This window comes from Micromonospora sp. L32, assembly GCF_052068055.1.
GTDB lineage: Bacteria > Actinomycetota > Actinomycetes > Mycobacteriales > Micromonosporaceae > Micromonospora > Micromonospora purpureochromogenes.
The window spans coordinates 109944-135867 of sequence record NZ_JBQHDD010000009.1 but is presented as its reverse complement, the minus strand read 5'-3'; the positions used below and the strand labels follow the sequence as shown (position 1 = coordinate 135867).

20 protein-coding genes are annotated in these 25924 nt (G+C 74.8%); 7 read left to right on the top strand and 13 right to left on the bottom strand.

Going from position 1 to position 25924, the window contains the following annotated elements:
- Positions 1 to 33: 33 nt before the first annotated feature.
- Complete coding sequence (locus ACTMTB_RS23950) at positions 34 to 1866, top strand: AMP-dependent synthetase/ligase (RefSeq protein WP_441148475.1); 1833 nt, start codon at positions 34 to 36, stop codon at positions 1864 to 1866.
- 31 nt (positions 1867 to 1897) lie between these two features.
- On the opposite strand, the gene ACTMTB_RS23945 is transcribed toward ACTMTB_RS23950, so the two are convergent.
- From ACTMTB_RS23945 to ACTMTB_RS23930, 4 genes are all read right to left on the bottom strand, one after another.
- Positions 1898 to 2671, bottom strand: coding sequence for an SIR2 family NAD-dependent protein deacylase (locus ACTMTB_RS23945; protein WP_441148474.1), 774 nt, complete (start codon positions 2669 to 2671; stop codon positions 1898 to 1900).
- A gap of 104 nt (positions 2672 to 2775) precedes the next feature.
- On the bottom strand, positions 2776 to 3987 hold the full coding sequence (locus tag ACTMTB_RS23940; protein WP_441148473.1) for a M23 family metallopeptidase: 1212 nt from the start codon (positions 3985 to 3987) through the stop codon (positions 2776 to 2778).
- A 36-nt stretch (positions 3988 to 4023) separates the two neighbouring features.
- Positions 4024 to 4692, bottom strand: coding sequence for a hypothetical protein (locus ACTMTB_RS23935; protein ID WP_441148472.1), 669 nt, complete (start codon positions 4690 to 4692; stop codon positions 4024 to 4026).
- A gap of 123 nt (positions 4693 to 4815) precedes the next feature.
- The gene (locus ACTMTB_RS23930; RefSeq protein ID WP_441148471.1) at positions 4816 to 6078 is read right to left on the bottom strand and encodes a hypothetical protein; all 1263 of its coding nucleotides are present in this window, start codon (positions 6076 to 6078) and stop codon (positions 4816 to 4818) included.
- 261 nt (positions 6079 to 6339) lie between these two features.
- Between ACTMTB_RS23930 and ACTMTB_RS23925 the strand changes: the two genes are divergently transcribed.
- Positions 6340 to 8352 carry a GTP-binding protein gene (locus tag ACTMTB_RS23925; protein WP_441148470.1) on the top strand — a complete coding sequence of 671 codons (2013 nt, stop codon included), beginning with the start codon at positions 6340 to 6342 and terminating at the stop codon, positions 8350 to 8352.
- 44 nt (positions 8353 to 8396) lie between these two features.
- Here ACTMTB_RS23925 and ACTMTB_RS23920 read toward each other — a convergent pair whose 3' ends face one another.
- The 9 genes from ACTMTB_RS23920 to ACTMTB_RS23880 all read right to left on the bottom strand — a co-directional run bounded on the left by ACTMTB_RS23920 (position 8397) and on the right by ACTMTB_RS23880 (position 19621).
- Positions 8397 to 11147, bottom strand: a complete 2751-nt coding sequence (locus ACTMTB_RS23920; protein WP_441148469.1) for a hypothetical protein — start codon at positions 11145 to 11147, stop codon at positions 8397 to 8399.
- On the bottom strand, positions 11144 to 12292 hold the full coding sequence (locus tag ACTMTB_RS23915) for a Gfo/Idh/MocA family protein (protein ID WP_441148468.1): 1149 nt from the start codon (positions 12290 to 12292) through the stop codon (positions 11144 to 11146). Before ACTMTB_RS23915 ends, ACTMTB_RS23920 begins: the two co-directional genes overlap by 4 nt.
- Positions 12289 to 13200, bottom strand: coding sequence for a sugar phosphate isomerase/epimerase family protein (locus ACTMTB_RS23910; RefSeq protein WP_441148467.1), 912 nt, complete (start codon positions 13198 to 13200; stop codon positions 12289 to 12291). Before ACTMTB_RS23910 ends, ACTMTB_RS23915 begins: the two co-directional genes overlap by 4 nt.
- Complete coding sequence (locus tag ACTMTB_RS23905) at positions 13191 to 14399, bottom strand: CehA/McbA family metallohydrolase (RefSeq protein ID WP_441148466.1); 1209 nt, start codon at positions 14397 to 14399, stop codon at positions 13191 to 13193. The genes ACTMTB_RS23910 and ACTMTB_RS23905 overlap by 10 nt, the downstream gene beginning before the upstream one ends.
- 3 nt (positions 14400 to 14402) lie before the next feature.
- On the bottom strand, positions 14403 to 15539 hold the full coding sequence (locus tag ACTMTB_RS23900) for an ABC transporter ATP-binding protein (RefSeq protein WP_441148465.1): 1137 nt from the start codon (positions 15537 to 15539) through the stop codon (positions 14403 to 14405).
- Positions 15539 to 16417 (bottom strand): carbohydrate ABC transporter permease, encoded by an 879-nt coding sequence (locus ACTMTB_RS23895; RefSeq protein WP_441148464.1) that lies wholly within the window; start codon positions 16415 to 16417, stop codon positions 15539 to 15541. The genes ACTMTB_RS23900 and ACTMTB_RS23895 overlap by 1 nt, the downstream gene beginning before the upstream one ends.
- Complete coding sequence (locus ACTMTB_RS23890) at positions 16414 to 17361, bottom strand: carbohydrate ABC transporter permease (protein WP_441148463.1); 948 nt, start codon at positions 17359 to 17361, stop codon at positions 16414 to 16416. Before ACTMTB_RS23890 ends, ACTMTB_RS23895 begins: the two co-directional genes overlap by 4 nt.
- Positions 17336 to 18733 (bottom strand): extracellular solute-binding protein, encoded by a 1398-nt coding sequence (locus ACTMTB_RS23885; RefSeq protein WP_154936727.1) that lies wholly within the window; start codon positions 18731 to 18733, stop codon positions 17336 to 17338. Before ACTMTB_RS23885 ends, ACTMTB_RS23890 begins: the two co-directional genes overlap by 26 nt.
- Before the next feature lie 150 nt (positions 18734 to 18883).
- A complete protein-coding gene (locus ACTMTB_RS23880; protein WP_441148462.1) occupies positions 18884 to 19621 on the bottom strand; it encodes a GntR family transcriptional regulator in 738 nt (245 codons plus the stop codon).
- 184 nt (positions 19622 to 19805) lie between these two features.
- On the opposite strand from ACTMTB_RS23880, the gene iolC reads away from it, so the two are divergent.
- The 5 genes from iolC (at position 19806) to ACTMTB_RS23855 (ending at position 25874) form a co-directional block, all read left to right on the top strand.
- On the top strand, positions 19806 to 20789 hold the full coding sequence (gene iolC, locus ACTMTB_RS23875; protein WP_441148461.1) for a 5-dehydro-2-deoxygluconokinase: 984 nt from the start codon (positions 19806 to 19808) through the stop codon (positions 20787 to 20789).
- Complete coding sequence (locus tag ACTMTB_RS23870; RefSeq protein WP_441148460.1) at positions 20786 to 21673, top strand: Cgl0159 family (beta/alpha)8-fold protein; 888 nt, start codon at positions 20786 to 20788, stop codon at positions 21671 to 21673. Before iolC ends, ACTMTB_RS23870 begins: the two co-directional genes overlap by 4 nt.
- Positions 21670 to 22572, top strand: coding sequence for a 5-deoxy-glucuronate isomerase (gene iolB, locus ACTMTB_RS23865; RefSeq protein WP_441148459.1), 903 nt, complete (start codon positions 21670 to 21672; stop codon positions 22570 to 22572). The genes ACTMTB_RS23870 and iolB overlap by 4 nt, the downstream gene beginning before the upstream one ends.
- Positions 22572 to 24428 (top strand): 3D-(3,5/4)-trihydroxycyclohexane-1,2-dione acylhydrolase (decyclizing), encoded by a 1857-nt coding sequence (iolD, locus tag ACTMTB_RS23860; protein ID WP_441148458.1) that lies wholly within the window; start codon positions 22572 to 22574, stop codon positions 24426 to 24428. The genes iolB and iolD overlap by 1 nt, the downstream gene beginning before the upstream one ends.
- A gap of 156 nt (positions 24429 to 24584) precedes the next feature.
- On the top strand, positions 24585 to 25874 hold the full coding sequence (locus ACTMTB_RS23855; protein WP_441148457.1) for an FUSC family protein: 1290 nt from the start codon (positions 24585 to 24587) through the stop codon (positions 25872 to 25874).
- The last annotated feature ends 50 nt before the right edge of the window (positions 25875 to 25924 follow it).

Below are 25924 nucleotides of genomic sequence, written 5' to 3'. Positions count from 1 at the left end.
CGCGCTGGCGGTGCGGTGAACGGGGGAGCGGTCGTGCAGGACGTAACGGTCGAGCCGGTGGTCACCGGCGCACCGGTGCCCAACCTGGCCGAGATGGTGTGGGACAACGCCCGACAGGTGCCCGACGTGGTGCAGTTCGTCCGTCCGGATCCGATTTCCCGGTCCTGGCCGGCGCGCCGGTCCGTGCAGGGCCGGGCGCTGCCGGTGACGTGCGAGCAGTTCCGCGACGACGTGCTCACCCTCGCGCGCGGGTTCATAGCCGCCGGTGTCGCGCACGGCGACCGGGTCGGTCTGATGAGCCGCACCCGCTACGAGTGGAGCCTTGTCGACTACGCGCTGTGGTCCGTCGGCGCGGTCACCGTTCCGATCTACGAGACCTCCAGCGCCGAGCAGTTGGGCTGGATCCTGGCGGACTCGGGTGCGGTGGGGTGTGTGGTGGAGACCGCCGCGCACGACGCGATGCTGGCCGGCCTGCGCGACGACCTGCCGGCGCTGCGCCAGACGTGGCAGATCGACGGCGGTGGGCTGATCGCCCTGGCGGGGCAGGGCCGCACCGTCGACGACGGGCAGGTCGAGGCGCGGCGGCGGGCGGTGTCGGGCTCGGACCTGGCCACGATCGTCTACACCAGCGGCACGACCGGCCGGCCGAAGGGCTGCGCGCTGACCCACCGCAACATCTACTGCGACGTCACCAGCGCGACCTCGGTGCTGCCGGAGCTGTTGCATCCGGGCGCGTCGACGGTGTTGTTCCTGCCGCTGGCGCACGTGTTCGCCCGACTGATCCAGGTGGGGGTGGTACTCACCCGCGCCACGATGGTGCACAGCGCAGACCCGGGCCGAGTCTTCGAGCAGCTGCGCAAGTGCCGCCCGACGTTCATCCTCGCGGTGCCGCGGGTGTTCGAGAAGATGTACGCCAGGGCCCGACGGCAAGCCGAGGACACCCACCGGGGACGGCTGTTCGCCGTCGCGGACGCCGTCGCCGTGCGGTACAGCCGCGCCCTGGACACCGAGCGAGGTCCGAACATCCTGCTGCGGCTGGCGCGCGCCGCGTGCGACGTGCTGGCGTACCGGCGGCTGCGCGCCGCCCTCGGCGGACGGTGCCGGCTGGCGATGTCCGGCGGTGCGCCGCTGGAGCAGCGGCTGGCGCACTTCTTCCGCGGCGCCGGCATCACCGTCCTGGAGGGGTACGGGCTGACCGAGACCTCTCCGGCGGTGACGGCGAACGTGCCCTCGGCGATGCGGATCGGCACCGTCGGCCGCCCGCTGCCCGGCGTGGAGATCCGCATCGCCGACGACGGGGAGGTGCTCGTCCGCGGCGAGATGGTCTTCTCCGGTTACTGGAACAACCCCGACGCCACCCGGGCGACCCTCACCGACGACGGCTGGCTGCGCACCGGTGACCTCGGCAGTCTCGACCCCGACGGCTACCTGCGCATCACCGGCCGCATCAAGGAGATCATCGTGACGGCGGCGGGGAAGAACCTCGCCCCCGCTCCGATCGAGGAGCAGGTCCGCGCGCACCCCCTGGTCGGCCAGTGCATGCTCGTCGGCAACGACCGCCCCTACGTGACCGCCCTGGTCACCATCGATCCACCGGCCTGGCAACGGTGGCGGGTCGCCCACGGCCACCCGGACGCGGACGTGGCCGACCTGCGGGACGACCCCGAGCTGCGCCAGGAGATCCAGGCCGCGGTCGACCACGCCAACCAGACGGTGTCCAAGGCGGAACAGGTCAAGCAGTTCCGGATCCTGCCCCGCGACCTCACCGAAGCCGACGGGGAGCTCACTCCCACCCTCAAGGTCAAACGCGAGGCGGTCCAGGCCCGCTACGCCGCCGACATCGAGGCCCTCTACCGCGGCCACTGACCCGTCCGACCGCCGGTCGCCACCCGGCCGGCTAGGACGACGTCGGTGCGCCGGACGCGGCCCGGGCGAGCGCCGCGCAGATCCGGGGGAGTGCCGTGCCGATCGGTTCGCGGATCACCTCGACGGCGAGGTCGTCGTACGGGGTCGGGTCGCGGTTGACGACGACGAGGCGGTTACCCGCGTTCACCGCCACCGCGCAGAGCGAGGCGACCGGCTCGACCTGGAGTGAGCTGCCGACCGCGAGCATGAGCTGGCTGTGCGCGGCGATCCGCTCGGCGTGGCCGATCGTCGCCGCGTCGAGGTGCTGCCCGAAGAGCACCACGGCCAGCTTGAGGATGGCGCCGCAGTCGAGGCACCGCGGATCCCCGTCGCCGGCGGCCACCCGGGCCAGGGTCTGCTCGCTGGGCGTGCGCGCGCCGCAGCCGGTGCAGACCACCTCGTGCATCGTGCCGTGCAGTTCGAGCACCTTGCGCGGGCTGGAGCCGGCCTTCTGGTGCAGTCCGTCGACGTTCTGGGTGAGGACGCGTACCGCCACCCCGGTCCGCTCCAGCTCGGCGAGCGCGCGGTGCGCCCGGTTGGGCTCGGCCTGCCACGCGGCGTGCCCGAGGTAGGTCTGCCAGAACCTCCCCCGCACGGCCGGGTCGGCCAGGAACGAGCGGTGGGTGAACGCGTCGGCCAGGGCCGGGTCGCGCGTCCAGACGCCGGACGGGCCCCGGTAGTCGGGGATGCCGGAGTCGGTCGAGATGCCCGCCCCGGTGAGCACCGCCACCCGGGTGACGCCGTCCGCCCAGCTCATGTCGTTCATGACCGCCGATGGTAGGGGCGGGGCCCGGTACCGGCGAGCGGGATTCCGAGCCGACCCGCACGGTTGCTTCTGATCGCGCCCGTCCCACCCGGGACGGGCGCGCTTCAGAGCCAGGGCAGCGGGTCGACCGGACGGCCGCCGAGACGAACCTCGAAGTGCAGGTGCGGGCCGGTGGAGGCACCGGTCGACCCGACCAGTCCGATCACCTGGCCGGCGCGGACCCGTTGGCCGGGCGACACCAGCAGCCGGGACTGGTGGCCGTAGCAGGTGGACAGTCGCTGCCCGTCCGCCCGGCCATGCGCGATGCAGGTGTAGTTGCCGTAGCCGCCGTACCAGCCGACCCGCGAGACGCGGCCGTCGGCGGCCGCCAGGATCGGGGTGCCGGTCGGGGCGGCGAGATCCACACCGGCGTGCAACTGCCAGACCTTGTAGTACGGGTCGAACCGGGTGCCGAAGCGGCTGGTGAGTCGGCCCGCCAATGGTCGGCCGAGCCGGCCGCGACCGACCGTGGCGACGGTGCGGGCCGGTGCCGCCACGGCGGGCGCGGCGCGTACCCGACGGTCGATCTCCTGCCGGAGCCGCGTCTCCTCCTGCCGGCGGCGGATGAGTTCGGCCTGGCCGGAGGTGATCGCGCCGGAGAGCGCGACGGCGCGGCCGGTGGGGGTGTCGTCGACGTCCGCGGCGTCCGCCACGGTCAAGGGCGAGGCCGCATCCGCGTCGCCGCCGGCGGTCAGGGTGGTCAGCAGGTGCAGCACCGGATCCGGTACGCGCCGCACCTTGGCGAGGTCGGCGCGGGTCCGGGCGAGGGTGTTCTCCAGGTACTGGATCCGGTGCTGGACGTCGCCGAGCGCGGCGACCTGGCGGGCCTGGGGCGTGCCGGCCGCGTCCACCGGGGGCTGGGGGTAGAGGTCGGCGCCGGGGTCGCCGGCGATGAGCGCGGGCGCCGATCCGGGGTCCACCATCGACCCGCTGCTGCCGGGGCCCGGGACGCCCACCTGTGGTGGCGTGCCGCCGGTCGGCGGGGTGGTCGCGGGCGGCGCCGTCGGCGACGCGGTGGCCGGCGGGGGGGTCGGCGGCTTGACCGGGGGCGGCTTCAGGGGCGGCAGCGTCACCTTCGGCGGTTCTATCGGCGGCGGCGACCCGGGCGGCGACGGGCTCGGCAGGGGCAGCAGGGTCGGCAGGGGCAGGGGCCCCTGCGCCGCGCTCTGCGCCCCGGCGCTCGCCGCTCCGGCATCCAGGCACAGGGCCGTCATCATCAGCGTGGCGGACCCGGCGACGGTCGCCAGCGTGGCCCGCCTCCACCAGTGTTGCTCCATGCCGTACTCCTGCCGCCGGCTCGTGTCGTCCCCTTGCTACATCGGATCGGGGTGCCCGGTTGTTACAGCCGAATCGGCCGGCGACGGACCCGGACGCCGCCGCAGCCGCCGACGGGCCAGCAGCGCCAACGCCGCGACCGCGCCGGCCACCGCCGCCGCGATGGCCGGCACCCGCATCGACCGTCCGGGCGGCGGGACCTCGCTCGCCGTGGCCGTCGATCCCAGCGGCGGATCGGTGGGCGTGGCCGTCGAGCCCGGGAGCAGGTAGGCGTTGCTGGTGGTCCGGGCGCCCGTCGCGGTGGTCTCCACCGAGGTGACACCGACCCGGTTGCGGACCACCGTGCCCGGCGGCGCGCCCGGGCGGACCCGCCCGGAGATCGTGATCCGCGGCGCCGCCCCGCGGGGGCCCAGGCGCAGGTCACCGAGGTCACAGACGACGGTACGCGGGGACGCCGTGCACCGACCCGGCTCGGCCCGGGCGGTGACACCGTCGAGATCGACCGTCGTGGTGAACGTGACCCGCGTGGTCGTGAGGGTGCCGCTGCCGGAGATCGTGACGGTGTGGGTGACCTGTTGCCCGGGCAGCGCGCCGAACGGTGTCGACGTCAACACCGGCGCGGCGTCCACCGACGGCGGCGGCGTCGGAACAGCCGCTGCCATGGCGGCCATCAGGCCCACCGCCGGCGCGGCGATCGATTCCCACATGGGCACACTGTAGGCCGACGCGACTGCGGGCGCTGAGCCGGCGATCAGGGTGGCGTCCGCGCCGGTCGCCGGTGGCGGTTGCCGGTCGACGGGCGGGGCGACGCGGACGCGGTCACCGCCCGCTCAGCGGCTGGTCGGTGGGCACAGCAGCCGCTGCACCAGTGGCAGCTTCAGGGGTTCGAGGCAGAGGTCGAGCATGGGGGCCTCGGGCGCCGGTAGCGCCGTGGTCGGGCTGGGAGCGGTGGTCGGCGGCGGCGTCGTGGTCGGGGGCGGCGTGGTGGTCGAGGGCGGCACGGTGGTCGGGGCCGGCACGGTGGTCGGGGCGGGGCCGGGAACTCGGTCCGTCGGCGCGTCCTCCGCCGCCGCGGCGGCCACGCTCGTCCGGGGCCGGCGCGGCATCGGTCCCACCACCCGAGGGGTGCCGCCGTCGGCGGGCGCCGTTGTCGCCGTGCCGGTCGGCGCGGGGGCCGGACCGCTGTCCGGGGCTTCGGGCGCGGCGGGGGTGTTCGGGGTGGTGCCGTACTCGGCGGCCGGCGCGTCGGTGCCGGCGGTGCCGCCGGCCCCGAGAGTCGCCCGGTAGGGCGGGCCGGCCTGCTCGGTCGCGGACGTGCCGGCGGAGAGCGTCGCGAACGCCAGCGTGACGACGACGGCGGCGGCGGCGACGGCCGGGCGGTCGGGGCGCACCGCGGTCAGCGGGGCCCGGGCCGGGTCGGCCGGTGCCGGTGGTGTCGGCCGCGTGTGCTGGTGCCCGGCCAGCAGGGCGTCGACCTGCGCGGCGACGGCGGCTCGCTGCCCGGTGGCGGCGGCGAAGGCGAGGGTCAGGTAGAAGCGGAAGTTCACCGTGGCGTTGGCCGGTACGCGCAGCCCGGCGAGCGGACCGCCGTCGGCGGTGTGCAGCAGGGTCAGTGGGACGTCGGGGTGGTGTGCCGGCCCCACCATGTCCGCATACGTCCACTCCCGGCAGCTCGCGTCGCCGGAGAAGACGACCCGGTGGTTGGTCACGACGGCCATCCCCGCGTCGACGACCCGCAGGCCCGTCGGCAGCCCGCGCCGGGGCGGGTGGGCGCCCGGCGCCGTGACGGTCAGCTCCGGCACGGGCAGTCCGGCGATGTGCCGCGCCCCGGCCTCGGCCAGCTCCGCGGTCGGCTGCACCCGGTAGACGACCTCGTCACGGCCCAGGTCCATCGGCAAGCTGTCCCGCGGGTGCGCGTACCCGTGGAAGCCGGCGGCCTCGATCCGCAGCCGGACCAGGTGGTCGTTGCGCCGGTGCCAGGCCGCGGTGGCGCTGTCGAACGAGCGCCGCCGGCGCTCGTTCTCGCGCTCCGCCCAGGTGACCCGCCATCGGGGCGCCCGAGCCGGCATGGTGGTGGGTGAGTGTGCCGTCACGTCGAGTACAACCACTCGCGCCGCGCCAGGACACGCGCCGGAGATCGATGCGTACCTTTCGCTCCGAAAGGAGAGATTTGGCTCGCGGTCCACCAGCGCCGGGCCGGGGTCGGGGTCGACGGCGTTATTCGGTTGCCGGCCGACGGACGCGCTGGTCGACTGGGTGGGTCACCGCAACCGACCGCGAAGGATCAAAGATGCGCGCTGCGTTCATGTCCAACCACCTGGGAATGATCATCAACCCGAAGGACATGACGCTCCGTGAAGACCTTGAACATCGGCATCCTCGCGCATGTTGACGCCGGCAAGACCAGCCTGACCGAACGCCTGCTGCACGCCGTCGGCGTCATCGACGACCTGGGCAGCGTGGACGACGGCACCACCCGGACCGACTCGATGGCCCTGGAACGGCAACGCGGCATCACCATCCGATCCGCGGTGGCCTCCTTCGTCGTCGACGGCGTCACGGTCAACCTCATCGACACCCCCGGCCACCCGGACTTCATCGCCGAGGTGGAACGGGTCCTCGACCTGCTCGACGGTGTGGTGCTCGTGGTCTCCGCCGTCGAGGGCGTGCAGGCCCAGACCCGGGTGCTGATGCGCACACTCCAGCGGCTGCGCCTGCCGACCCTGATCTTCATCAACAAGATCGACCGGGCCGGTGCCGATCCCGACCGGGTGCTGCGCGACCTCGCCGCCCGGCTCACCCCCGCCGTGGTGGCGACGGGCGCCGTCCACGGCGCCGGTACGCCGGCGGCCCGCTGCGTACCCCACCCCGACACCGACCCGGGCTTCACCAGGCGGCTGCTCGACCTGCTCACCGCGCACGACGACGCGCTGCTGACCGAGTACGTCGAGGACGAGCGGCGACTGACCGGACGGCGACTGCGCCAGGTCCTCGCGGCGCAGACCCGGCAGGCGCTGGTCCACCCGGTGTTCGCCGGCTCCGCGATCACCGGCGCGGGCGTGGCACCTCTGATCGCCGGCCTCACCGAACTGCTGCCGGTGGCCGAGGACGGCGCCGACGGCCCGACCTCCGGCACCGTCTTCAAGGTGCAGCGGGGCCCCTCGGGCGAGCGGATCGCCTACGTCCGGCTGTTCGGTGGCACCGTACGGGTGCGGGACCGGCTGCCCGTCGGTGCGGGACGGCTCGCCACGGTCACCGGGATCGAGGTCTTCGACCGCGGCTCGACCGTCCGCGACGACGCCGTCGGCGCCGGCCGGATTGCGCTGCTGCGCGGCCTCGGCGACGTCCGGATCGGCGACCCGGTCGGGGCGGCGCGGCGCACCGGAGCCACCGGCGGCCGCCACTTCGCCCTGCCCACCCTGGAGACCGTCGTCGTCCCCGAGCGGGAGGCGGATCGGGGCGCCCTGCACGCCGCGCTCAGCCAGCTCGCCGAACAGGACCCGTTGATCAACGTCCGGGTGGACGAGATCCGGCGGGAGATCACCGTCTCGCTCTACGGCGAGGTCCAGAAGGAGGTCATCCAGGCGACGCTCGCCGAGGAGTACGGCGTGGCGGTCGGTTTCCGGGAGACGACGACGGTCTTCGTGGAACGGCTGGTCGGCACCGGAGCGGCGGTCGAGCTGATCGGGGTGGCGCCCAACCCGTTCCTGGCCACCGTGGGTCTGCGGGTGGCACCCACGGCGACCGGCACCGGGTACCGCTTCCGGCTCGGCGTCGAACTCGGCTCGATGCCGCCCGCCTTCTTCACCGCGGTCGAGGAGACCGTCCGGGCGACGCTGCGCCAGGGACTGCGCGGCTGGCAGGTCCTCGACTGCGAGGTGACGATGACCCACGCCGGCTACTGGGCCCGGCAGAGCCACTCCCACGGCACCTTCGACAAGAGCATGTCCAGCACCGCCGGAGACTTCCGCAACCTCACCCCGCTGGTGCTGGTCGAGGCGCTGCGGCGCGCCGGCACCCGGGTGGAGGAGCCGATGCACCGGTTCCGGCTGGAGATCCCGGGCGACGCGCTCAGCGCCGTCCTGCCCGTGCTGGCCAGGCTGGACGCGGTGCCCCACGCGACGCTGGCGCGAGGCTCGTCGTACGTGGTGGAGGGCGACGTCCCGGCGCGGCGGGTGCACGCCGTGCAGCAGCGGCTGCCGACGCTGACCCGGGGTGAGGGGATCTTCGAGTCCACCTTCGACCACCACCGCCCGGTCCACGGCGAGCCGCCCACCCGCCCCCGCTCCGACCACGACCCGACCGACCGCAAGGAGTACCTGCTGGCCGTCGCCCGCCGGGTGACGGCGCGGCGGGGCGAGCGGTGACGGGTGCCCCCACCCCCGGGGGCACCCGTCAGTCGGCCCGCCGCTCAGGCCAGGTCGAGCTGCACCGTGGCGATCTCCCAGGCGCGCAACGGCAGCCGGACCAGACCGTCGGCGTCGACGCTCAGCCGCTCGCCCGGCCGGCCGAGCAGGTCGGCCCGCCACGCCCCCCGGACACCCCGCCCGGCCCCGATGACCGCGCCGGTGTCGGTCGGGGTCTCGGCCACCACCCGCACCTCGACCCGGCCCTGCCGGTCCCGGACGCTGGTGAGCGCGACCCCCGGGCCGGTCACGGACAGGCCGGTGGCCGGGGCCGGTAGCGGGACGGACGGCTGCGCCGTGCCGGCGAAGGCCAGCGGCTCGTGCCGGTACGCCTCGGCCGCCTCGGTCACCCCCGCGCCGTGCCACTCGCCCCGGAACGGCAGCACCGCCAGCTCGACGGTCCGCTCGCCCCGGCACTGCGCCGACGGGGTGGGCAGCTGCGGGCCGGCCGGCTCGTCCCGCAGCGCGTGCCGGTTGCGCGACAGCATCCCGATCGACCGCAGCACCGTCACGGCCAGCTCGCGCCCGGAGTCGGTCAGCTGGTATTCGGTGGGCTGGGTCAGCAGCACCGCCAGCCTGCCGTCCGCCCCGCCGGCGGCCACGAACCCGGACGCCGGGAACGTCGGCAGTGGCACCTCACCGCCGCCGCCCTCCGCGGTCAGCCCGCGCTCCACCACCGCGAACTGCCCCTCGGCGTACGACGCGCGGGCCGGGGACGGCAGCGGCAGGTGCAGCCGCACCCGGTGGTCGTCGCAGCGGTTGTCGAACTCGATCCGCAGCCGGGCGAACCGCTCGCCGGAGCGCAGCTCGACCCGGGTGGTGACCACCACGGCCTCCCGGTCCACCGCCCGGGAGCCGGCGTCCACGTCGGCCGCCACCGGCCAGCGGTACTCGCGCACCACGTCCACGACGGCCGCCAGCGGACCCGCGTGCCGCACCACCGTGCGTACCGCGCGCGGCTTGTCGACCAGCTCGTCGGCGGTTGGCGGGGCGTAGTTGTAGCTGTCGCCCACGTCGCCGCCGTCGACGATCCGGCCCACCCCGTCCACGGTGACGCCGTCCGGGGTGGACAGCCGCAGCGTGCCGTCCTCGGCAACGTCGACGCGCAGCAGTCCGTTGTCCAGGCTCCGGTCGGCGACGGTGACCGGTCCGGGAACTCCGGCGGCGCCGGCCGGCAACGGCACCGGCCGCACCGCGGCGTGGCCGAGCGCGGGCACGTCGACCAGCGCGGCCACGGTCAGCCGGGGCGCGGCGACGATGCGGACCCGCCAGTGGTCCGGCCGGCCGGCGTCGGCCAGCGCCAGGCGGACGTCCTCCACGTCGAAGGCGGGGTCGCCGTGCCGGGCCACCTCGAAGGTGAGGGTGGCGTCGGCCGGCGACACCGACCACCGGGTGACCTCCTGGCCGTAAAGCTCCCGGCCGTGCACCCGGGTGAGCACCCCGGGCAGATCGACGGCCGGCACCAGGTCGTCGGCGAGCAGCGTCCGGGCCCGGTCGAGGACCTGCGCGGCCACCGTCGTACCGTCCGCGCCGGCCAGCCCCACCGCCGCGCCGCCGGGCGCCTCGACGTCGAGGCGCACCAGCGCGGTCCGGGCGGTCGGGCCGGGGTTGAACACCAGGTACCCGTCGCGCGGCACGGCGGCGGCCAGCCGGGCACCCACCAGGTCGCAGACCGCCCGGCCGAGCTGGTCGGCCTCGGCCAGCCGGGCGGCCACCTGCTCGGCGGTCTCGTCGCAGCCGCACCCGGTCACCGAGTCGTGGCAGCTCGCGTCGATCAACCGGGTCCACGCCATGTCCAGGAAGCGCTGCACCGACGGGTCGTGCCAGAGCGCGGCGAGCGGTTCGGCGTACCGCTCCACCCGACGCTCGGCGCGGCCCATCGCCTGCTTCAGGTGGGCGCGCACGGAGATCACGCCGGGCAGGATGTTCGCCCGGGCGTGCGAGCGCAGCTCCCCGCGTACGGTGGGCAGCCCGTCCACGGTGGTCGGCTGGGCGGCGAAGTACTCGGCGAGCGTGCCGAGCCGGAACCGGATGCCGTCGACGTCGGCGGCGGCGAGCAGGTCGGGGGCGTCCGGGGCCGGCGCGGCGTGGTCGGTGCCGTACATGGCCAGGGTCGGTCCGCCCGCGCCCTCGGGTCGCCAGCCGCCGAGCCGGTCGGCCAGGTCGGTGGCCCGGCGGGTGACCAGGGCGGCGTCGTCCATCAGGCCGGCCGCGTTGCCGTACCCGCCGGGCAGGTACTCGGTGCGCACCGTGGTGCCGTCCGGCGCCTGCCAGGCGAACGCGTGGGTGCGGACCCGGTCGGGTACGCCCCGGAACACGCAGGCGTGGGCCAGCCCGGCCCCGGCCAGCAGCTGCGGCATCTGGGCGATGTGGCCGAACATGTCGGGCAGGTAGCCCACCGGCATGGCCCCGCCCAGCTCGGCGCTGCGGGTCAGCCCGCGCTCCAGATTGCGGACGATGTTCTCCCCGGAGCAGAGGAACTCGTCGAGCAGGATCTGCCACGGCCCGACCGCCAGCCGTCCGGCGCGGACCAGGGCGATCACCTGCTCGCGCCGCTCCGGGCGCACCTCCAGGTAGTCGTCGACCGCGGCGAGCTGACCGTCGAGGGTGAACCGCTGCCGCTCGTCGCGTTCCATCCGGTCGAACACGTCGTCCAGCAGCGCCACCAGCCGCAGCCGGAACCGCTGGAACGGCTCGTACCACTCCCGGTCCCAGTGGGTGTGCGGCACGACGATGATGTCGGTCGGTCGTGTCATGAGCTGGCCGCCTCTCCGCCGATCGCCGCCCCGGTCAGCTCACCGAAGCGGCGTACCACCTGTTGGCTGGTCCGTACGTCGGTCGCGCCCTCGGCGATCCCGGTCAGCGGCGGCGCGCCCGCGGTGACCATCGCGTGGAAGGCGACCAGCTCCTGCTCGAACGCCTCGGTCACCGACCGGAACGCCGCCCGCCGCTCACCGCCGCCGTGCGCCTCCACCAGGGTCAGCGTGGTGGGCGCGTTGAGCAGGTACGGCGACGGGAAGACCAGCTCCAGCGAGCCCCGGGCGTGGTGCAGGGTCACCGTCTCCCGGTAGGCCGGGTAGTCGGGCAGGTTGAGCCAGCGGATGCCGTAGCGGGCCCCGCCCGGCAGCCGCCCGCTGATCTCCACCGACGGCTCCGCCGGCCCGTCCGGCGCCAGCGGCCAGGTCGCGACATGCTCCACGGTGGCCGGCGCGCCGGTGAGGAGCCGCAGCAGGGACAGGTCGTGGGAGATGCTGTTGATCAGGATCTGGTAGAGGGTGCGCGCGCCCGGGTCACCGCCGACCGCGGCGTCGAGCAGCGCGGCGTCGGCGGCGCGCAGCCGGGCCACCTCGGCGGGCGGCACGTCGGCGGGGGCCGGCGGCAGGTTGGCGAAGGCGAGCTGTTGGTCGCCGCCGGCGTGCAGCACGCTCACCTCCACGGCGTGGACCCGCTCGGCCCCGCCCCACTCGTCGAGGAGCCGGGCGGCCTCGGCCACCGCCGGGTCGTACTGCTTCATGTAGCCGACCATCAGCGCCGGCGCGCCGCCGCTCAGCTCGGTCAGCCGGGCCGCCTCCGCCAGGGTGTAGGCCAGCGGCTTCTCGCAGAGCACCGGCAGGCCCGCGCGCAGCGCCGACGCGGCCAGTTCCCCGTGTGAGCCGGACGTCGCCAGCAGCAGTGCGTCGTACCCGCCGTCGGCCAGCATCGCGGCGGCGTCGGTGTACCGGCGGCCCGGCTCGACGCCGTACCGGCCGCCCAGCTCGGCCACCCGGGTGGGGGAGAGGTCGCCGAGCGCGACGATCTCGAACAGGTCGGCGCGGCGTTGCAGCAGCGGCAGGTGCACGGTACGGGCGATGATGCCCAGCCCGACGACGGCGATCCGGATCCGCTTGCCCGGTTCGGTCATCGCAGCGCCTCCTCGAGCCAGCGCCGGTTGGCGTGCTGGTCGGCCAGCGTCCGGTCGAGGTCCCGCCCGTGCGCCGGCGCGTCCTGTTCGATCACCAGCCAGCCGGTGTAGCCGATGGAGTCGAGGCCGGCGAGCACCCCGGCGAAGTCGACGTCGCCGGCTCCCAGGGCGCAGAAGCCACCGGCGGCGACCACGTCGGCCAGGCCACCGCCGGCCGCCCGGACCCGCTCGTGGACGGCCAGGTCGGCGTCCTTGAGGTGCACCTGCCCGATCCGGCCGGCCCACCGGCGGACCGCCGCGACCGGGTCGCCGCCGGCCAGCAGCAGGTGCCCGGTGTCCAGGCAGACCGCGATGTCGGTGAGTTCGAGCAGCCGGTCGGCCTCGGCCTCGGTCTCCACGTCGGTGCCGAGGTGGTAGTGGAACACCGGTTCCAGACCCCGATCCCGGCACCGGTCGGCGGCCTGCTGCACCCGGGCGGCGAACTCCGGCCAGGCGGTGGCCGGCAGCACCGAGGTGAGGTCGGGTGGGGTGCCGGGCCGGGCCATCCGGCCGGGGTTGCCGGGGCAGGCCAGCGTGGGCCGGGGGGCGAACCGAGGGTCGTCGGCCGGTACGGCGGTGAACGCGTCGAGCGCCGCGTCGAGCTGGACCAGGTCCGCGCCGAAGCCGTCCGGGTCGGTGTAGCGCAGGTCGACCCAGCCGCCGGCGAGCCCGATGCCGGTCGCCGCGAGCCGGCCGGCCAGCGCCTCGCCGGTGCCGAGGTAGCCGATCGGCCCGGAGTCCACCCCGTCGTACCCGTCGCGGGACAGGGCCGCCAGCAGGTCGTCCGGGTCGAGGAGCGGGTCGTCGTGCTGGTAGATGCCGTGGTTGACCGGTGCGCCGGCCACCCGGGTGCGTCCGCTCAGCTGCACAGTGCGATCACCTCCATGCGGTGCGATTCCAGGACGTGCAGGCCGTCGCCGGCCGGGAGCCGGCACCGGTCGCCGCGGACGACGCGGTGGCTGCCGTCGGGACAGCCGAGCAGCATGCCGTCCGCGTCGAGGGCGAGCAGTTCGTCGCCGAGGCGCAGCAGCAGCGGCGCGTCGGGGCCGGCGGACACGGCGGTACGACCGGCGGCCAGCGCGTCGAGCACGGCGGCCTGCGGCTCGCGGTCGTCGTCGACCAGCAGCCAGGTGGTGGGGGAGCCGGGCGGCGCGTCGTCGCCGGGGCGGTGGAAGTCGCTGCCCCCGATCGGCACCACGTCCGGGCGCCAGGCCCGCGCCCACGCCAGCGGGGCGCCCCAGGTGCGGTCCCACCAGCCGGAGTGCCACACCTCGGCCAGCCGGGTACGCGTGGCCAGCGGCTGCCGCCAGGCGCAGTCGCCGCCGAGGGGGTGGTTGACCGACATCAGCCCGCCGGCCCGCTCCGCGCCGGCCAGCCACTCGTCGGGCGGCTGCCGGAAGTCGACCCAGCCGACCGGGCCGAACACGTTGGCGTGTCCCCGGTCGGTGGTCACCTCCTGCCCCGGCAGCAGGGTGAGGCCGTACCGGGCCGAGGCGGCGGGCAGCCACGGGTGGTGGCTGACGGTGTTGTGGTCGGTGACGGCGAGGAAGTCCAGGCCCCGGGCGGCGGCGAGGGCGGCCAGCTCGTCGATGGTGGCCGCGCCGTCGCTGTGCACGGTGTGCGCGTGCAGGTCGCCGGCGATCCAGCGCCGGCCGTCCACCCCGGGCAGCGCGCGGCGGGGCGGGCGGTCCGGGCGCGGGGGCGCCGCCGGCGGCGTCGGGGCGTCCGGCCCGGAGGTGCTGGTGGTGGCGGTGACCTCGTAGCTCAGGCCCTCCGGTGGGATGCGGTGCAACCGGAGCAGCACCTGCCATTCGCCGGGTTCCAGCTCACCGGGCAGGTAGCCGGGGGTGGCCCAGTGGGCGGCCACGGTGTAGCCGTCGCGGGCACCGCCGGACCAGCCCCGGAAGCCGGCCGGCCCGAGGCAGCCCAGGTCGAGCACCCCGGCCTGCCGGGGGTAGTCGAGTCGTACGGTGAGCGCGGCGGTGCCCGGCGGCACGGTGACCGGCAGGGTCCGCAGCACGCTCTCGGCGCGGTCCGCCAGCGTCCACCTGCCCCGGTGCACCGCCATGCCTCACCGCTCCGCGCCGGTACGCGCGGCGGGCACGGCCGCCGCCGTCCCGCTCACCAGCTCGCCGTCCCGGTAGAGCAGTGACCGGCCGGGCCGGGGCACCACCCAGCCGGTGTCGCCGGGTTCGGGTTCGCGCCCCTCCGGCACGACGACCTGGACGCTGGTCCCCGCGGCCCCGGCGACGTCCCCGCCGGCCACGTCCAGGGAGACCAGCGAGAAGCTGCCCAGGTTCTCCACCACGACCACCTGCCCGCTCAGCGCCCCCGGCACCGGTTCGGCGGAGTAGTCCAGGTACTCCGGACGTACCCCGTAGACGAGCTTCTCGCCGGCGCTGACCCGGTCCCGGACGTCGTCCGGCATCGGCAGCCGGGTGCCGGCGACGGCCAGTTCGCCGTCCTGCGCCTCGGCGTCGACGAGGTTCATCGGGGTGGAGCCGATGAACCCGGCGACGAAGGTGTTGGCGGGGCGGCGGAACACCTCGGTCGGGGTGCCGACCTGCCGGATCCGGCCGCCCTCCATGACGGCGATCCGGTCGGCGAGGGCGAGCGCCTCGGCCTGGTCGTGGGTGACGAAGACGGTGGTGACGCCCAGTTCGCGTTGCAGCCGCTTGAGGAAGGTGCGCGCCTCCAGCCGCAGCCGGGCGTCGAGGTTGGACAGCGGTTCGTCGAGGAGGAACACCTGCGGGTGGCAGGCCATCGCCCGGGCCAGCGCGACCCGCTGCTGCTGCCCGCCGGAGAGCTGCCCCGGGCGGCGTTGCAGCAACGCGGACAGGCCCAGCTCGTCGGCGGTCTCCGCCGCCTTCTCCGCGCGGCCGCGACGGTCCATCTTCTTGATTCGCAGCGGGTAGGCGATGTTCTCCTGCACCGTCATGTGCGGGAAGAGCGCGTAGTCCTGGAAGACCATCGCCACGTCCCGCTTGCCGGGCGGCAGGTTGGTCACGGCGCGGTCGCCGATGTGCACGTCGCCGCCGGAGGCGACCTCCAGCCCGGCGATGGTGCGCAGCAGGGTGGTCTTGCCGCAGCCGGAAGGCCCGAGCAGGGCGAAGAACTCGCCGTCGGCGATCTCCAGGTCGAGGGCGTCCAGGGCCCGCACCCCGTTGGGGTAGACCTTGGTCAGGTCGCGCATGGTGATGGCGGACATCAGCGCTTGATCCCTCCGTGGAAGCGGAATCCGTACCGGCTGCTGACGAAGACGAACATGAGCGCCACCGGCAGCGAGTAGAGCAGCGAGAACGTGGAGAGCAACCGCAGGTCGGCCTGGCCGCCCTCGGTGTAGAGGGTGTACATGATCACCGCGGCGGGGGCCTTCTCCGGCCCGCGCAGCAGCAGGAACGGCACCAGGAAGTTGCCCCAGACGTTGGCGACCGCCCACACCCCGACGGTGGCCAGGCCGGGGCGGACCAGCGGCACCACGATGTGCCGCATGATCTGCAACGGGCTGGCGCCGAAGACCCGGGCGGACTCCTCGTAGGACGTCGGGGTGGCGTCCATGAAGTCCTTGAGGATGAAGATCGCCGCGGGCAGCAGCCCGCCGGTGAGGATCAGGATGACGCCGAGCCGGGAGTCGATCAGGTTGAGCCGGAACGCCAACTCGAACAGCGGCACCATGGTGGCCGTGCCGGTGACGATCGACGAGAGCAGCAGCAGCCCGTAGAGCAGCGCGTCGCGGCCGGGCACCCGGACCCGGCTCAGCGCGTACGCGGCCAGCGCCCCGAACGTCACCACCAGCGCCGCGGTGCCGCCGGCCAGGTAGACGGAGTTGAGCAGCGAGCTGAGCGCGTACGGGTTGTCCAGCAGAGCCCGGAAGTTGTCCAGGGTGAATCGCGGCAGCGAGGCGGTGATCGTCGGAGTGTCGTCGAACGGGGCGGTGGCCAGCCAGAGCAGCGGCAGCGCGAAGAACCCGAGGACGGCGCAGAGGAAGGTGTAGCGGGCGACCCGGCCGAGCAGGTGCCGGACGGCTTCCGTGCCGCCCTTCGGGTCGGTGGTAGGCGCGGGCGCCGTGCTGGTCGCGCTGCTCACGCCGTCTCCTTCCGCCGGCCCAGCATGCGCAGGTAGACCAGCGCGATGACCAGGTTGATCAGCAGCATGACGAACGAGATCGCGGCGCCGAAGCCGAGTTCACCGCCGGAGAGCGCCACCTTGTAGACGTAGACCGGGAGGATCTCCGAGCGCTGCTCGGGGCCGCCGGCGGTGATGAGGAACGGCGCGAAGTCGTTGAACGTCCAGAGGCTGATCAGCAGCAGATTGGTCAGCACGTGCCCGCGGATGCGGGGGAAGACCACGTCGCGCAGTTGCTGCCAGGTGGACGCGCCGGCCAGCCGGGCGGTCTCCAGGTGGGAGCGGGGCACGTTCTCCAGGGCGGCGGCGTAGAGCATCATCGAGAACGCGGTGCCGCGCCAGGTGTTGAACACGATGATCGACAGCATCGGGTGGTCGAGCAGCCAGGCCGTGCCCGGGATGCCGAGCAGCGTGTTCAGGGTGCCGCCGTCCCGGTCGAGCAGGGCGATCCAGAGGAAGGCCACCACCGAGCTGGGCAGGATCCAGGAGAGCAGGACGAACGCCTCGACCACCCGGCGCAGCGGGCCGCGCCGGTCGCGCAGCGCGAAGGCGATGGCGAAGCCGAGCCCGGCCTGGCCGATGACCGCCGAGCCGAGCACGAACTGCAGGGTCAGCACCAGTGAGGAGCGGAACCGTTCGTCGCTCAGGGCCCGGGTGTAGTTGTCCAGGCCGACGATCTGCGGGTTGGCGGCGGCCAGGCCGGTCAGCCGGTAGTTGGTGACGCCCAGGTAGATCGTCCAGGCGGCCGGCACCACGAGGAAGAGCAGGATCAGCACCATGCTGGGCACGAGGAACCCGGTGGCCCGGGCCCGGCCCAGGCCGGCGGCGTCGGGGGCCGGGGAGGCGCCCGTCTCCGGGCGCCTCCCCTCCACCACCTGGTCAGGAGGTGACGTTACCTGCGCCACCGACGATCCCTTCCAGCTTCTTCTGGTACGCCCCGGCGGCCTCGTCGGCGCTCCGGCCCGACGCGGCGGCGGCGGTCGCCTCCTGCAGCGCCACCGACACCTGCGGGTACACCGCCAGCGGCGGCCGGTACGCGGTGACCGGCAGCACCTTCTCGGTGACGAAGCTCAGCATCGGGTCGCCCGCGAGGACCTCCTTGTTGACGTCCATCCGCGCGGTGATCCGTGCCTCGCCGGCGAGTTCGGCCTTGACCGCCTCCGCCGAGTGCATGAAGGACAGCAGTTCCCAGGCCTGGGACGGGAACTTGGAGTTCGGGTTCAGCACCCGTACGCCGCCGCCGGACATGCTGACGAAGTCCTGCCCGCGGATGCCCGCGCCGGGCTGCTTGGCGGGGATCATCGCGAACCCGACGGTGGTGTTCCGGTCGGCCATCTTGGCGATGCCGGTGCTCGGGTTGATGACGCTGCGCCAGAAGTAGTCGCCCTCGGCCAGGATGCCGATCTTGCCGGCGGCGAACTCCGCGAAGGACTTGTCGCGCCCCTTCGCCTCCTGTTGCAGCTTGGGATCGCCCAGGCCGCCGCCGTAGATCTTGGTGTAGAAGTCGAGCATGTCCTTGACCGGCTGGCTGGCCCCGGCCCACTTGCCGTCCTTGTAGATCTCGCCGCCGGCGCCGACGAGCAGCGGCAGCGCGCCCTGCATGGAGGTCGCCTCGCCCATCGCGGTGCCGGCGTTGATCTGGATCGGGGTCACCCCGGGCAGTGCCTTCAGCTTGGCGCCGGCGTCGAGGATCTCCTGCCAGCTCTTCGGCTGCCAGTCGGCGGGCAGGCCGGCCTGGGCGAAGAGCTTCTTGTTGTAGTAGAGGACCCGGCCGTCGGTGCCGAGCGGGATGCCGTAGCGCTTGTCCTCGAAGCTGCCGAGGCCCTGCACGGTCTCCGGGATCTGCGACCAGCCCTCCCAGGAGTTGGCCTGGTCGCCGGCCACCTCGGACAGCGGCTTGAGGTAGCCGGCCTGGACGAACTCGCCCACCCAGATGCCGTCCACCGCGATGACGTCGGCGCCGCCCTTGGAGCGCAGGTCCAGGGCCAGCTTGGTCTTGTACTGCTCGTCGTCGACGCCGCTGGGCACGAACGTCACCTTGGCGGTGACGCCCTTGGCCTTCTGCGCCTCGACGAACCGGGGGATGACCCACTTCTCGATCCACTCCGCGCCGGCGGAGTTCTTGCCGCCCACAATGGAGTTGGCGGAGATCGTGAGGGTGATGTTCTTGGCGTCCTTGCCGGCCGGCTCGGACGAGTCGCCGCAGGCCGTGAGGCCCAGGGCAAGGGTGGTGAACGCGGCGAGCACGCCCGCTGCGCGTCTCGGCTTGGATGTCATGGGCTGCTTCCCTTCGCAAGGAGACTTCGAAGAGACTCGCGGGTCGCCCGCCGGCCGCACGTCCGCCGCCGGCGGTGTTTGCGGCCACAATGTCATGACAGCCTGACGACGTAAATACCTGTCACTGAAATGAGCCCGAAACATCCACCGTCACCGCTCGGCGACGGTCACCTCGAGGGAGTAGCGGCTGGCCCGGTAGAGGTGCGCGCCGTGTTCCACGTACCGGCCCTGGTCGTCGTAGGCGGTGCGGGTCATGGTGAGCAGGGGCGCGCCGCGCCGCTCGCCGAGCATCTGTGCCTCGGCGGCGGTCGCCGCCCGCGCGCCGATCCGCTGGTGGGCGCCGCGGATGCGCATGCCGCCGGCGCGCAGGATCGCGTACAGGCCCTTGGCCTGCAACGCGTCCATGCTCAGCCGCACCAGGTCGGGCGGCAGCCAGTTCTCCATCACCGCGAGGGGTTCGGAATCGGAGAACCGCAGCCGGCGCAGGTGCTGCACCTCGCTGCCGACCGGTACGCCGAGCGCGGCGGCGACTTCGGCCGGGCAGGCCACGGTGGCGAGTTCGAGCACCGAGGTGGACGGCTGCTGGCCGGCGCGCAGCAGGTCGTCGTGGAGGCTGGTCAGCTCCACCGCCCGGCGCACCTCGCCGCGTACCACCTGGGTGCCGACTCCGCGGCGGCGCACGATCAGTCCCTTGTCGACCAGGTGCTGGATCGCCTGTCGCACCGTCGGGCGGGACAACCCGAGCCGGTCGGCGAGCTGCAACTCGCTGTCCAGCCGGTCGCCGGGCGCGAGTTCGCCGCGCTGGATCGCCGCGGCGAACTGCTCCGCGACCTGGAAGTAGAGCGGGACCGGGCTGCTCCGGTCGACCGCGATCTCGGGGCCGGTCACGGCACCTCCTCGCTGGGCACGCGCGGGATCTCGGGGCACGATGATGGGCGCCACTGTACCGAAGCGATCACCGAACGCAGAGGGCGGATGTCATGACAACACATTGACAGAACTCGTAGAGCGCTGTTACCAATCAGGGGCAGGGCCGGCGGGCACGGCATCGCCGGCCGGGGAAGGACGCCGCATGCTCGATGTGCTCACCATCGGCCGGGTCGGGGTGGACATCTATCCGTTGCAGATCGGCACGCCGCTGGCCGAGGTCGAGACGTTCGGCAAGTTCCTCGGCGGCAGTCCCACCAATGTGGCCGTGGCGGCGAGCCGGCAGGGGCTGCGCGCCGGCGTGATCACCCGCACCGGCGCCGACGCGTTCGGCGACTACGTGCACCGGGCGCTGCGCGACTTCGGCGTCGACGACAGTCAGGTCCACCCGGTCGACGGGCTGCCCACCCCGGTGACCTTCTGCGAGATCTTCCCGCCGGACGACTTCCCGCTCTGGTTCTACCGCACCCCGACCGCCCCCGACCTGCAGATCCGCCCCGAGGAACTCGACCTCGACGCGATCGCCGCGGCCCGGGTCTTCTGGCTCACCGGCACCGGCCTGTGCCAGCAGCCGAGCCGGGACGCGCACGCGGCCGCGCTGGTCGCCCGCGACGGGCGCCCGCACACCGTGCTCGACCTGGACTACCGGCCGATGTTCTGGTCCGACCCGGCGGCGGCCACCGCCGCGGTCGCCGAGCTGCTGCCGCGGGTCACCGTGGCCGTCGGCAACCTCGACGAGGTGGAGATCGCCGTCGGCACCCGCGACCCCGAGCGGGCCGCCGGGCTGCTGCTCGACCGCGGGCCCCGGCTGGCGGTGGTGAAGCTCGGGCCGGCCGGGGTGCTGGCCCGCACCCGCACCGAGACCGTCCGGGTACCGCCGGTGCCGGTGACGGTGGTCAACGGGCTCGGCGCCGGCGACGCGTTCGGCGGCGCGCTCTGTCTGGGCCTGCTGCGCGACTGGCCGCTGGAGCGGACGCTGCGCTTCGCCAACGCCGCCGGCGCCATCGTCGCCTCCCGCCTGGCCTGCTCCGCCGCCATGCCCGATCACGCCGAGACCGCGGCGCTGGCCCGTGCCGTCCAGTCGGAACCGGCGTCGTCGACCGCCGCCGGGGGAGGAGAAGACCGGTGAGCACCGAGTACGACGCGCTGACCCTCACCCGCGCCCACCGGCCACAGGCGATCGCCGAGGCCGCCGCCCGCCGGACCCGCCGACCGTGGCCGGACCACGGCCGGCCGCTGTTCATCATCGCCGCCGACCACCCCGCCCGCGGCGCCCTCGGCGTGCGGGACCGGCCGATGGCGATGGCCGGGCGCGCCGACCTGCTCGACCGGCTGCGCCTGGCGCTGTCCCGGCCGGGCGTCGACGGCGTGCTCGGCACCCCGGACGTCCTGGAGGACCTGCTGCTGCTCGGCGCGCTGGAGGACCGCCTGGCCATCGGCTCGATGAACCGCGGCGGCCTCTCCGGCGCCACCTTCGAGCTCGACGACCGGTTCACCGCGTACGACGCCGACAGCATCGCCGCGATGCGCTACGACGGCGGCAAGATGCTCTGCCGCATCGACCCGGACGACCCGGGCACCGCCCCGACCCTGCAGGCCTGCGCCCGGGCGGTCACCGCCCTCGCGGCGCACCGGACGGTGGCCCTCGTCGAGCCGCTCTGGGTGGCGCGCACCGACGGCCGGGTGCACGCCGACCTGCGCCCCGAGGCGGTCATCAAGGGCGTCAGCGTCGGCCAGGCCCTCGGCGCCACCTCCGCGTACACCTGGTTGAAACTGCCGGCGATCGACGAGATGGAACGGGTGATCGCCGCGACCACCCTGCCGGTCCTGCTGCTCGGCGGCGACCCGGTGGAGGCGCCGGACGTCGTGTACGCGCGGTGGGCGCGGGCGTTGCGGCTGCCCGGTGTGCGCGGCCTGGTGGTCGGCCGGGCGCTGCTCTACCCGCCGGACGACGACGTGGCCGCCGCTGTGGACCTGGCCGGATCGCTGCTCTCCACCGGGCAGCAGGCGTGAGCGCCGTCGAGGCGCACCTGCCCTGGGGCGCCACCACCCGGGCGCCGTGGGCGCTGGAGGTCACCCCCGAGCGGGCCGGCTGGCGCTACGCCGGCCTGCGGGTGCTCACCCTGCCCCCCGGTGGCACGGTCACCTTCGCGACCGGCGACGAGGAGATGCTGGTCCTGCCGCTGGCCGGCGCCGCGACGGTGCACTGCGACGGGCTGAGCCTCACCCTGGCCGGCCGCGCCTCGGCCTTCGCCGCCGTCACCGACTTCGCGTACCTGCCGCGCGACGCCACGGTGACGGTGCGGGGCGAGGGCCGGTTCGCCCTGCCGTCGGCGCGCGCCACCCGCCGGCTGTCGCCCCGCTACGGCGCGGCCCGGGACGTGCCGGTCGAGCTGCGCGGCGCGGGACCGGCCAGCCGCCAGGTCAACAACTTCTGCTCTCCGGAGGCGTTCGACTGCGACCGGCTGGTGGCCGTGGAGGTGCTCACCCCGGGCGGCAACTGGTCGTCCTACCCGCCGCACAAGCACGAGGAGGACCGCACCCACGACGACGGCCGGGTCGAGGCGGAGCTGGAGGAGATCTACTACTTCGAGGTGGCCGGCGGCGTGCCCGGCGACCCCGGGGGCCCGGTCGGCTACCAGCGCGTCTACGGCACCGCCCGCCGGCCGATCGAGGTGCTGGCCGAGGTGCGTGGCGGGGACGTGGTGCTCGTCCCGTACGGCTACCACGGGCCGTCGATGGCCGCGCCCGGCTACCACCTCTACTACCTCAACGTGCTGGCCGGGCCCGGTCCGGCGCGGAGCATGGCCTGTGTGGACGACCCCCGGCACCACTGGGTCCGGGGCAGCTGGGCGGACCAGCCGGTCGACCCGCGGCTGCCGCTGACCGGCCCGACGACGCGGGAGGCGTGATGCCCAGACTGACGGTGGCGCAGGCGCTGGTGACGTTCCTGGCCCGGCAGTGGTCCGAACGCGACGGGGCGCGGCGGCGGCTGATCCCGGCCTGCTTCGGCATCTTCGGCCACGGCAACGTCGCCGGGATCGGCGAGGCGCTGGCCGGGCCGGCGGGCGCGGAGCTGCCGTACCACCTGTGCCGCACCGAGCAGGGCATGGTGCACACCGCCGCCGCGTACGCCCGGATGACCGACCGGCTCAGCACCCTGGCCTGCACCACCTCGATCGGTCCGGGCGCGACGAACCTGGTCACCGGCGCCGCCGGGGCCACCGTCAACCGGCTGCCGGTGCTGCTGCTGCCCGGCGACATATTCGCCACCCGGGTGGCCAACCCGGTGCTGCAGGAGCTGGAGGACCCACGGTCCTACGAGGTCAGCGTCACCGACGCGCTGCGGCCGGTCTCCCGCTACTGGGACCGGATCAACCGGCCGGAGCAGTTGCCGGCGGCGCTGCTGGCCGCGATGCGGGTGTTGACCGATCCGGTGGAGACCGGCGCGGTCACCCTCGCGCTGCCGCAGGACGTGCAGGCGGAGGCGTACGACTGGCCGGCGGAGCTGTTCGCCGAACGGGTCTGGCACGTGCCGCGTCCCCGCCCGGACTCCGCCGCGGTCGCCCGGGCCGCCCGGGCGGTCACCGCGGCACGCCGGCCGCTGGTGGTGGCCGGCGGCGGGGTGATCTACAGCGGGGCGTGCGCGGCGCTGCGCCGCTTCGCCGAGGAGCACGGGGTGCCGGTCGCCGAGACGCAGGCCGGCACCGGCGCCCTGCCGCACGGTCACCCGCTCGCGCTCGGCGCGGTCGGCGTCACCGGCACCACCGCCGCCAACGAGATCGCGGCGACCGCGGACCTCGTGATCGGGGTGGGCACCCGCTACAGCGACTTCACCACCGCCTCCGGCACCCTCTTCGGCGACGACGCCCGGTTCGTCAACGTCAACATCACCGGCTTCGACGCCGCGAAGCTCTCCGGCGTGCAGGTCGTCGGGGACGCCCGGGAGAGCCTGGCGGCGCTGGACGCCGCGTGCGCGGGCTGGGGCACCGAGCCGGCGTACCGGGCGTCCGTGGCGGAGCTGACCGAGCGGTGGCGGGCCGTGGCGGACCGGGCCCGGCACGCCGACCCCGAGGCACGGCCCACCCAGACCGCCGTGATCGGCGCGGTCAACGACGCCGTCGGGCCGCGCGACGTGGTGGTCTGCGCGGCCGGGTCCATGCCCGGCGACCTGCACCGGCTGTGGCGCAGCGCCGACCCGAAGAGCTACCACGTCGAGTACGGCTACTCCTGCATGGGCTACGAGATCCCCGGCGGGATCGGGGTCCGGCTGGCCGCGCCGGACCGCGAGGTCTTCGTGTTGGTCGGTGACGGCTCCTATCTCATGCTGCCCAGCGAGCTCGCCACCGCGGTGGCGGAAGGGGTGAAGCTGGTCGTCGTGCTGGTGGACAACCAGGGGTTCGCCTCGATCGGCCGGCTCTCGGAGAGCGTCGGCGCGCAGCGGCTCGGCACCGCCTACCGCGACCGGACCGGCGGCCGGCTCCCGGTCGATCTGGGCGCGAACGCGGCGAGCCTCGGCGCGGACCTGATCCGGGTGACCACCACGGCGCAGCTGCGGGCCGCGCTGGCCACCGCCCGGGCGGCGGAGCGCACCACGGTCGTCCACGTCGAGACCGACCCGTTCGAGGCCGGCCCGGACGGCGGCGCCTGGTGGGACGTGCCGGTCGCCGCCGTCTCGACCACCGCGCGGACGCGGGCCGCCCGGGCCGCGTACGAGGCCGGGTCCAAGGCCCGCCGTACCCGCCTGAGCGGTGATGCCACGGCCTGAACCGGCTCCGGCCCGCCCGCTCCGAGCGGCGACACCGCCCACACCGGCCCGATCGGGACGCCGCGTCCGTCACGGGCGCCTGCGGTGGTGGGAGGTTGGACGGGAGCCTGCCGGGTAAACGCCGCCATGGCCCATCGTCGTCCGGGCGACGGTCCCGTGCGCTCAGCGCTCGACGCGGTCGCCGAGCGGACCGTCCGGTCGGTGGCCGAGGCCCGTCGGCGCGGCGGCGCGGGCGGTCGGGTACGGCTACGCCAGCTCGAGGTGACCGTCGTGATCGCGGTGCAGGCCGGACTGGCCGCGGCGCTGGCGGCCCTGATCGCCCAGCACCTGCTCGGCCCCGGGGCGCACGTCTTCGCCCCGGCCGCGGCGGTCGGCACCATCGCCACCGCCATCGGTCAGCGGGCCCGCCGTACCTTCGAACTGCTGGCCGGGGTCGGGATCGGCATCATGATCGGTGACGGGCTGCGGTTCCTGCTCGGCTCCGGCCCCTGGCAGACCGGGGCGGTGGTCGCGTTGGCGATCGCCAGCGCGCTGCTGGTGGCCGGTCGGGGCGGGGCCCTGGTCGGGCAGGCCGGCGGTACCGCGGTCCTGATCGCGACGCTCGCCCCGATGGAACGGGGCCTCGAGCTGCCCCGCGTCTTCGACGCGCTGGTCGGCGGCGCGGTCGGCCTGCTGGTGGTGGCGCTGCTGCTGCCGATCAATCCGCTGCGGGTGGTGGACCGGGCGGCCGCGCCGCTCTTCGCCGCCGTCACCGAGCAGCTGTACGCGGTGGCGGACGCCCTGTCCCGCCGGGACGCCGACGCCGCGATCCGGGCGCTGGACCGGCTGCGGGGGCTGGACGCGGACCTCGGGCGGCTGAACGAGTCGCTCAGCGGGGCGGACGAGGTGGTGACGCTGGCACCGGCCCGCTGGCACCGCCGGGCGCGGTTCCACCGCTACGCCCGCAGCACCGAACACCTGGAGCGCCTGATCCTCACCAGCCGGGCCCTGGCCCGCTGGAGCGCGACCGCCCTCCAGTACGGCGAACCCGTCCCGGTGTGCCTGCCCCGGGCGGTTCGTCGGTTGGGTGACGGCGTGGCGGAGCTGCGCCGGGAGAGCCGGGCGGATGAGGAGCCCGAGCGGACCCGGCAGCTGGTCCGGGAATGCGCCCACCTCGCCGGCCGGGCCTGGGCGGAGGGGGTGCGGTCGTACGGGGACGCCCTCGTCACCGATCTTCGTACCGCCGCCAGCGACCTGCTGCGGGGAACGGGGTGCGATCCGGAGGACGCCAACCGGATGGTGCGCCAGGCCGCGCTGGCCGGGGTGGCCGAGGTCCGTCCGCCGCTGCGCCGGGAGCTGCGCCGGCCGCGGCGTACCAGGATCACCGGCACCCGGCGGCGGGCGCGGCTCGCCAGGCGGGCCCGCCCCGAGGGGCGGGCAGCCGCGTCGTACCCGCCCGCGCGCTGAAGCGCTGCCCGGCACCCGGGCCGGCTGGCGGACCCCGGGTGCCGCGTGGG

Excerpts from the sequence above, each read along its gene's own strand:
- ACTMTB_RS23945 (WP_441148474.1), bottom strand. The coding sequence starts at position 2,671 with ATGAACGACATGAGCTGGGCGGACGGCGTCACCCGGGTGGCGGTGCTC.
- ACTMTB_RS23940 (WP_441148473.1), bottom strand. The coding sequence starts at position 3,987 with ATGGAGCAACACTGGTGGAGGCGGGCCACGCTGGCGACCGTCGCCGGG.
- ACTMTB_RS23935 (WP_441148472.1), bottom strand. The coding sequence starts at position 4,692 with ATGTGGGAATCGATCGCCGCGCCGGCGGTGGGCCTGATGGCCGCCATG.
- ACTMTB_RS23920 (WP_441148469.1), bottom strand. The coding sequence starts at position 11,147 with ATGACACGACCGACCGACATCATCGTCGTGCCGCACACCCACTGGGAC.
- ACTMTB_RS23915 (WP_441148468.1), bottom strand. The coding sequence starts at position 12,292 with ATGACCGAACCGGGCAAGCGGATCCGGATCGCCGTCGTCGGGCTGGGC.
- ACTMTB_RS23905 (WP_441148466.1), bottom strand. The coding sequence starts at position 14,399 with ATGGCGGTGCACCGGGGCAGGTGGACGCTGGCGGACCGCGCCGAGAGC.
- ACTMTB_RS23900 (WP_441148465.1), bottom strand. The coding sequence starts at position 15,539 with ATGTCCGCCATCACCATGCGCGACCTGACCAAGGTCTACCCCAACGGG.
- ACTMTB_RS23885 (WP_154936727.1), bottom strand. The coding sequence starts at position 18,733 with ATGACATCCAAGCCGAGACGCGCAGCGGGCGTGCTCGCCGCGTTCACC.
- iolC (WP_441148461.1), top strand. The coding sequence starts at position 19,806 with ATGCTCGATGTGCTCACCATCGGCCGGGTCGGGGTGGACATCTATCCG.
- iolD (WP_441148458.1), top strand. The coding sequence starts at position 22,572 with ATGCCCAGACTGACGGTGGCGCAGGCGCTGGTGACGTTCCTGGCCCGG.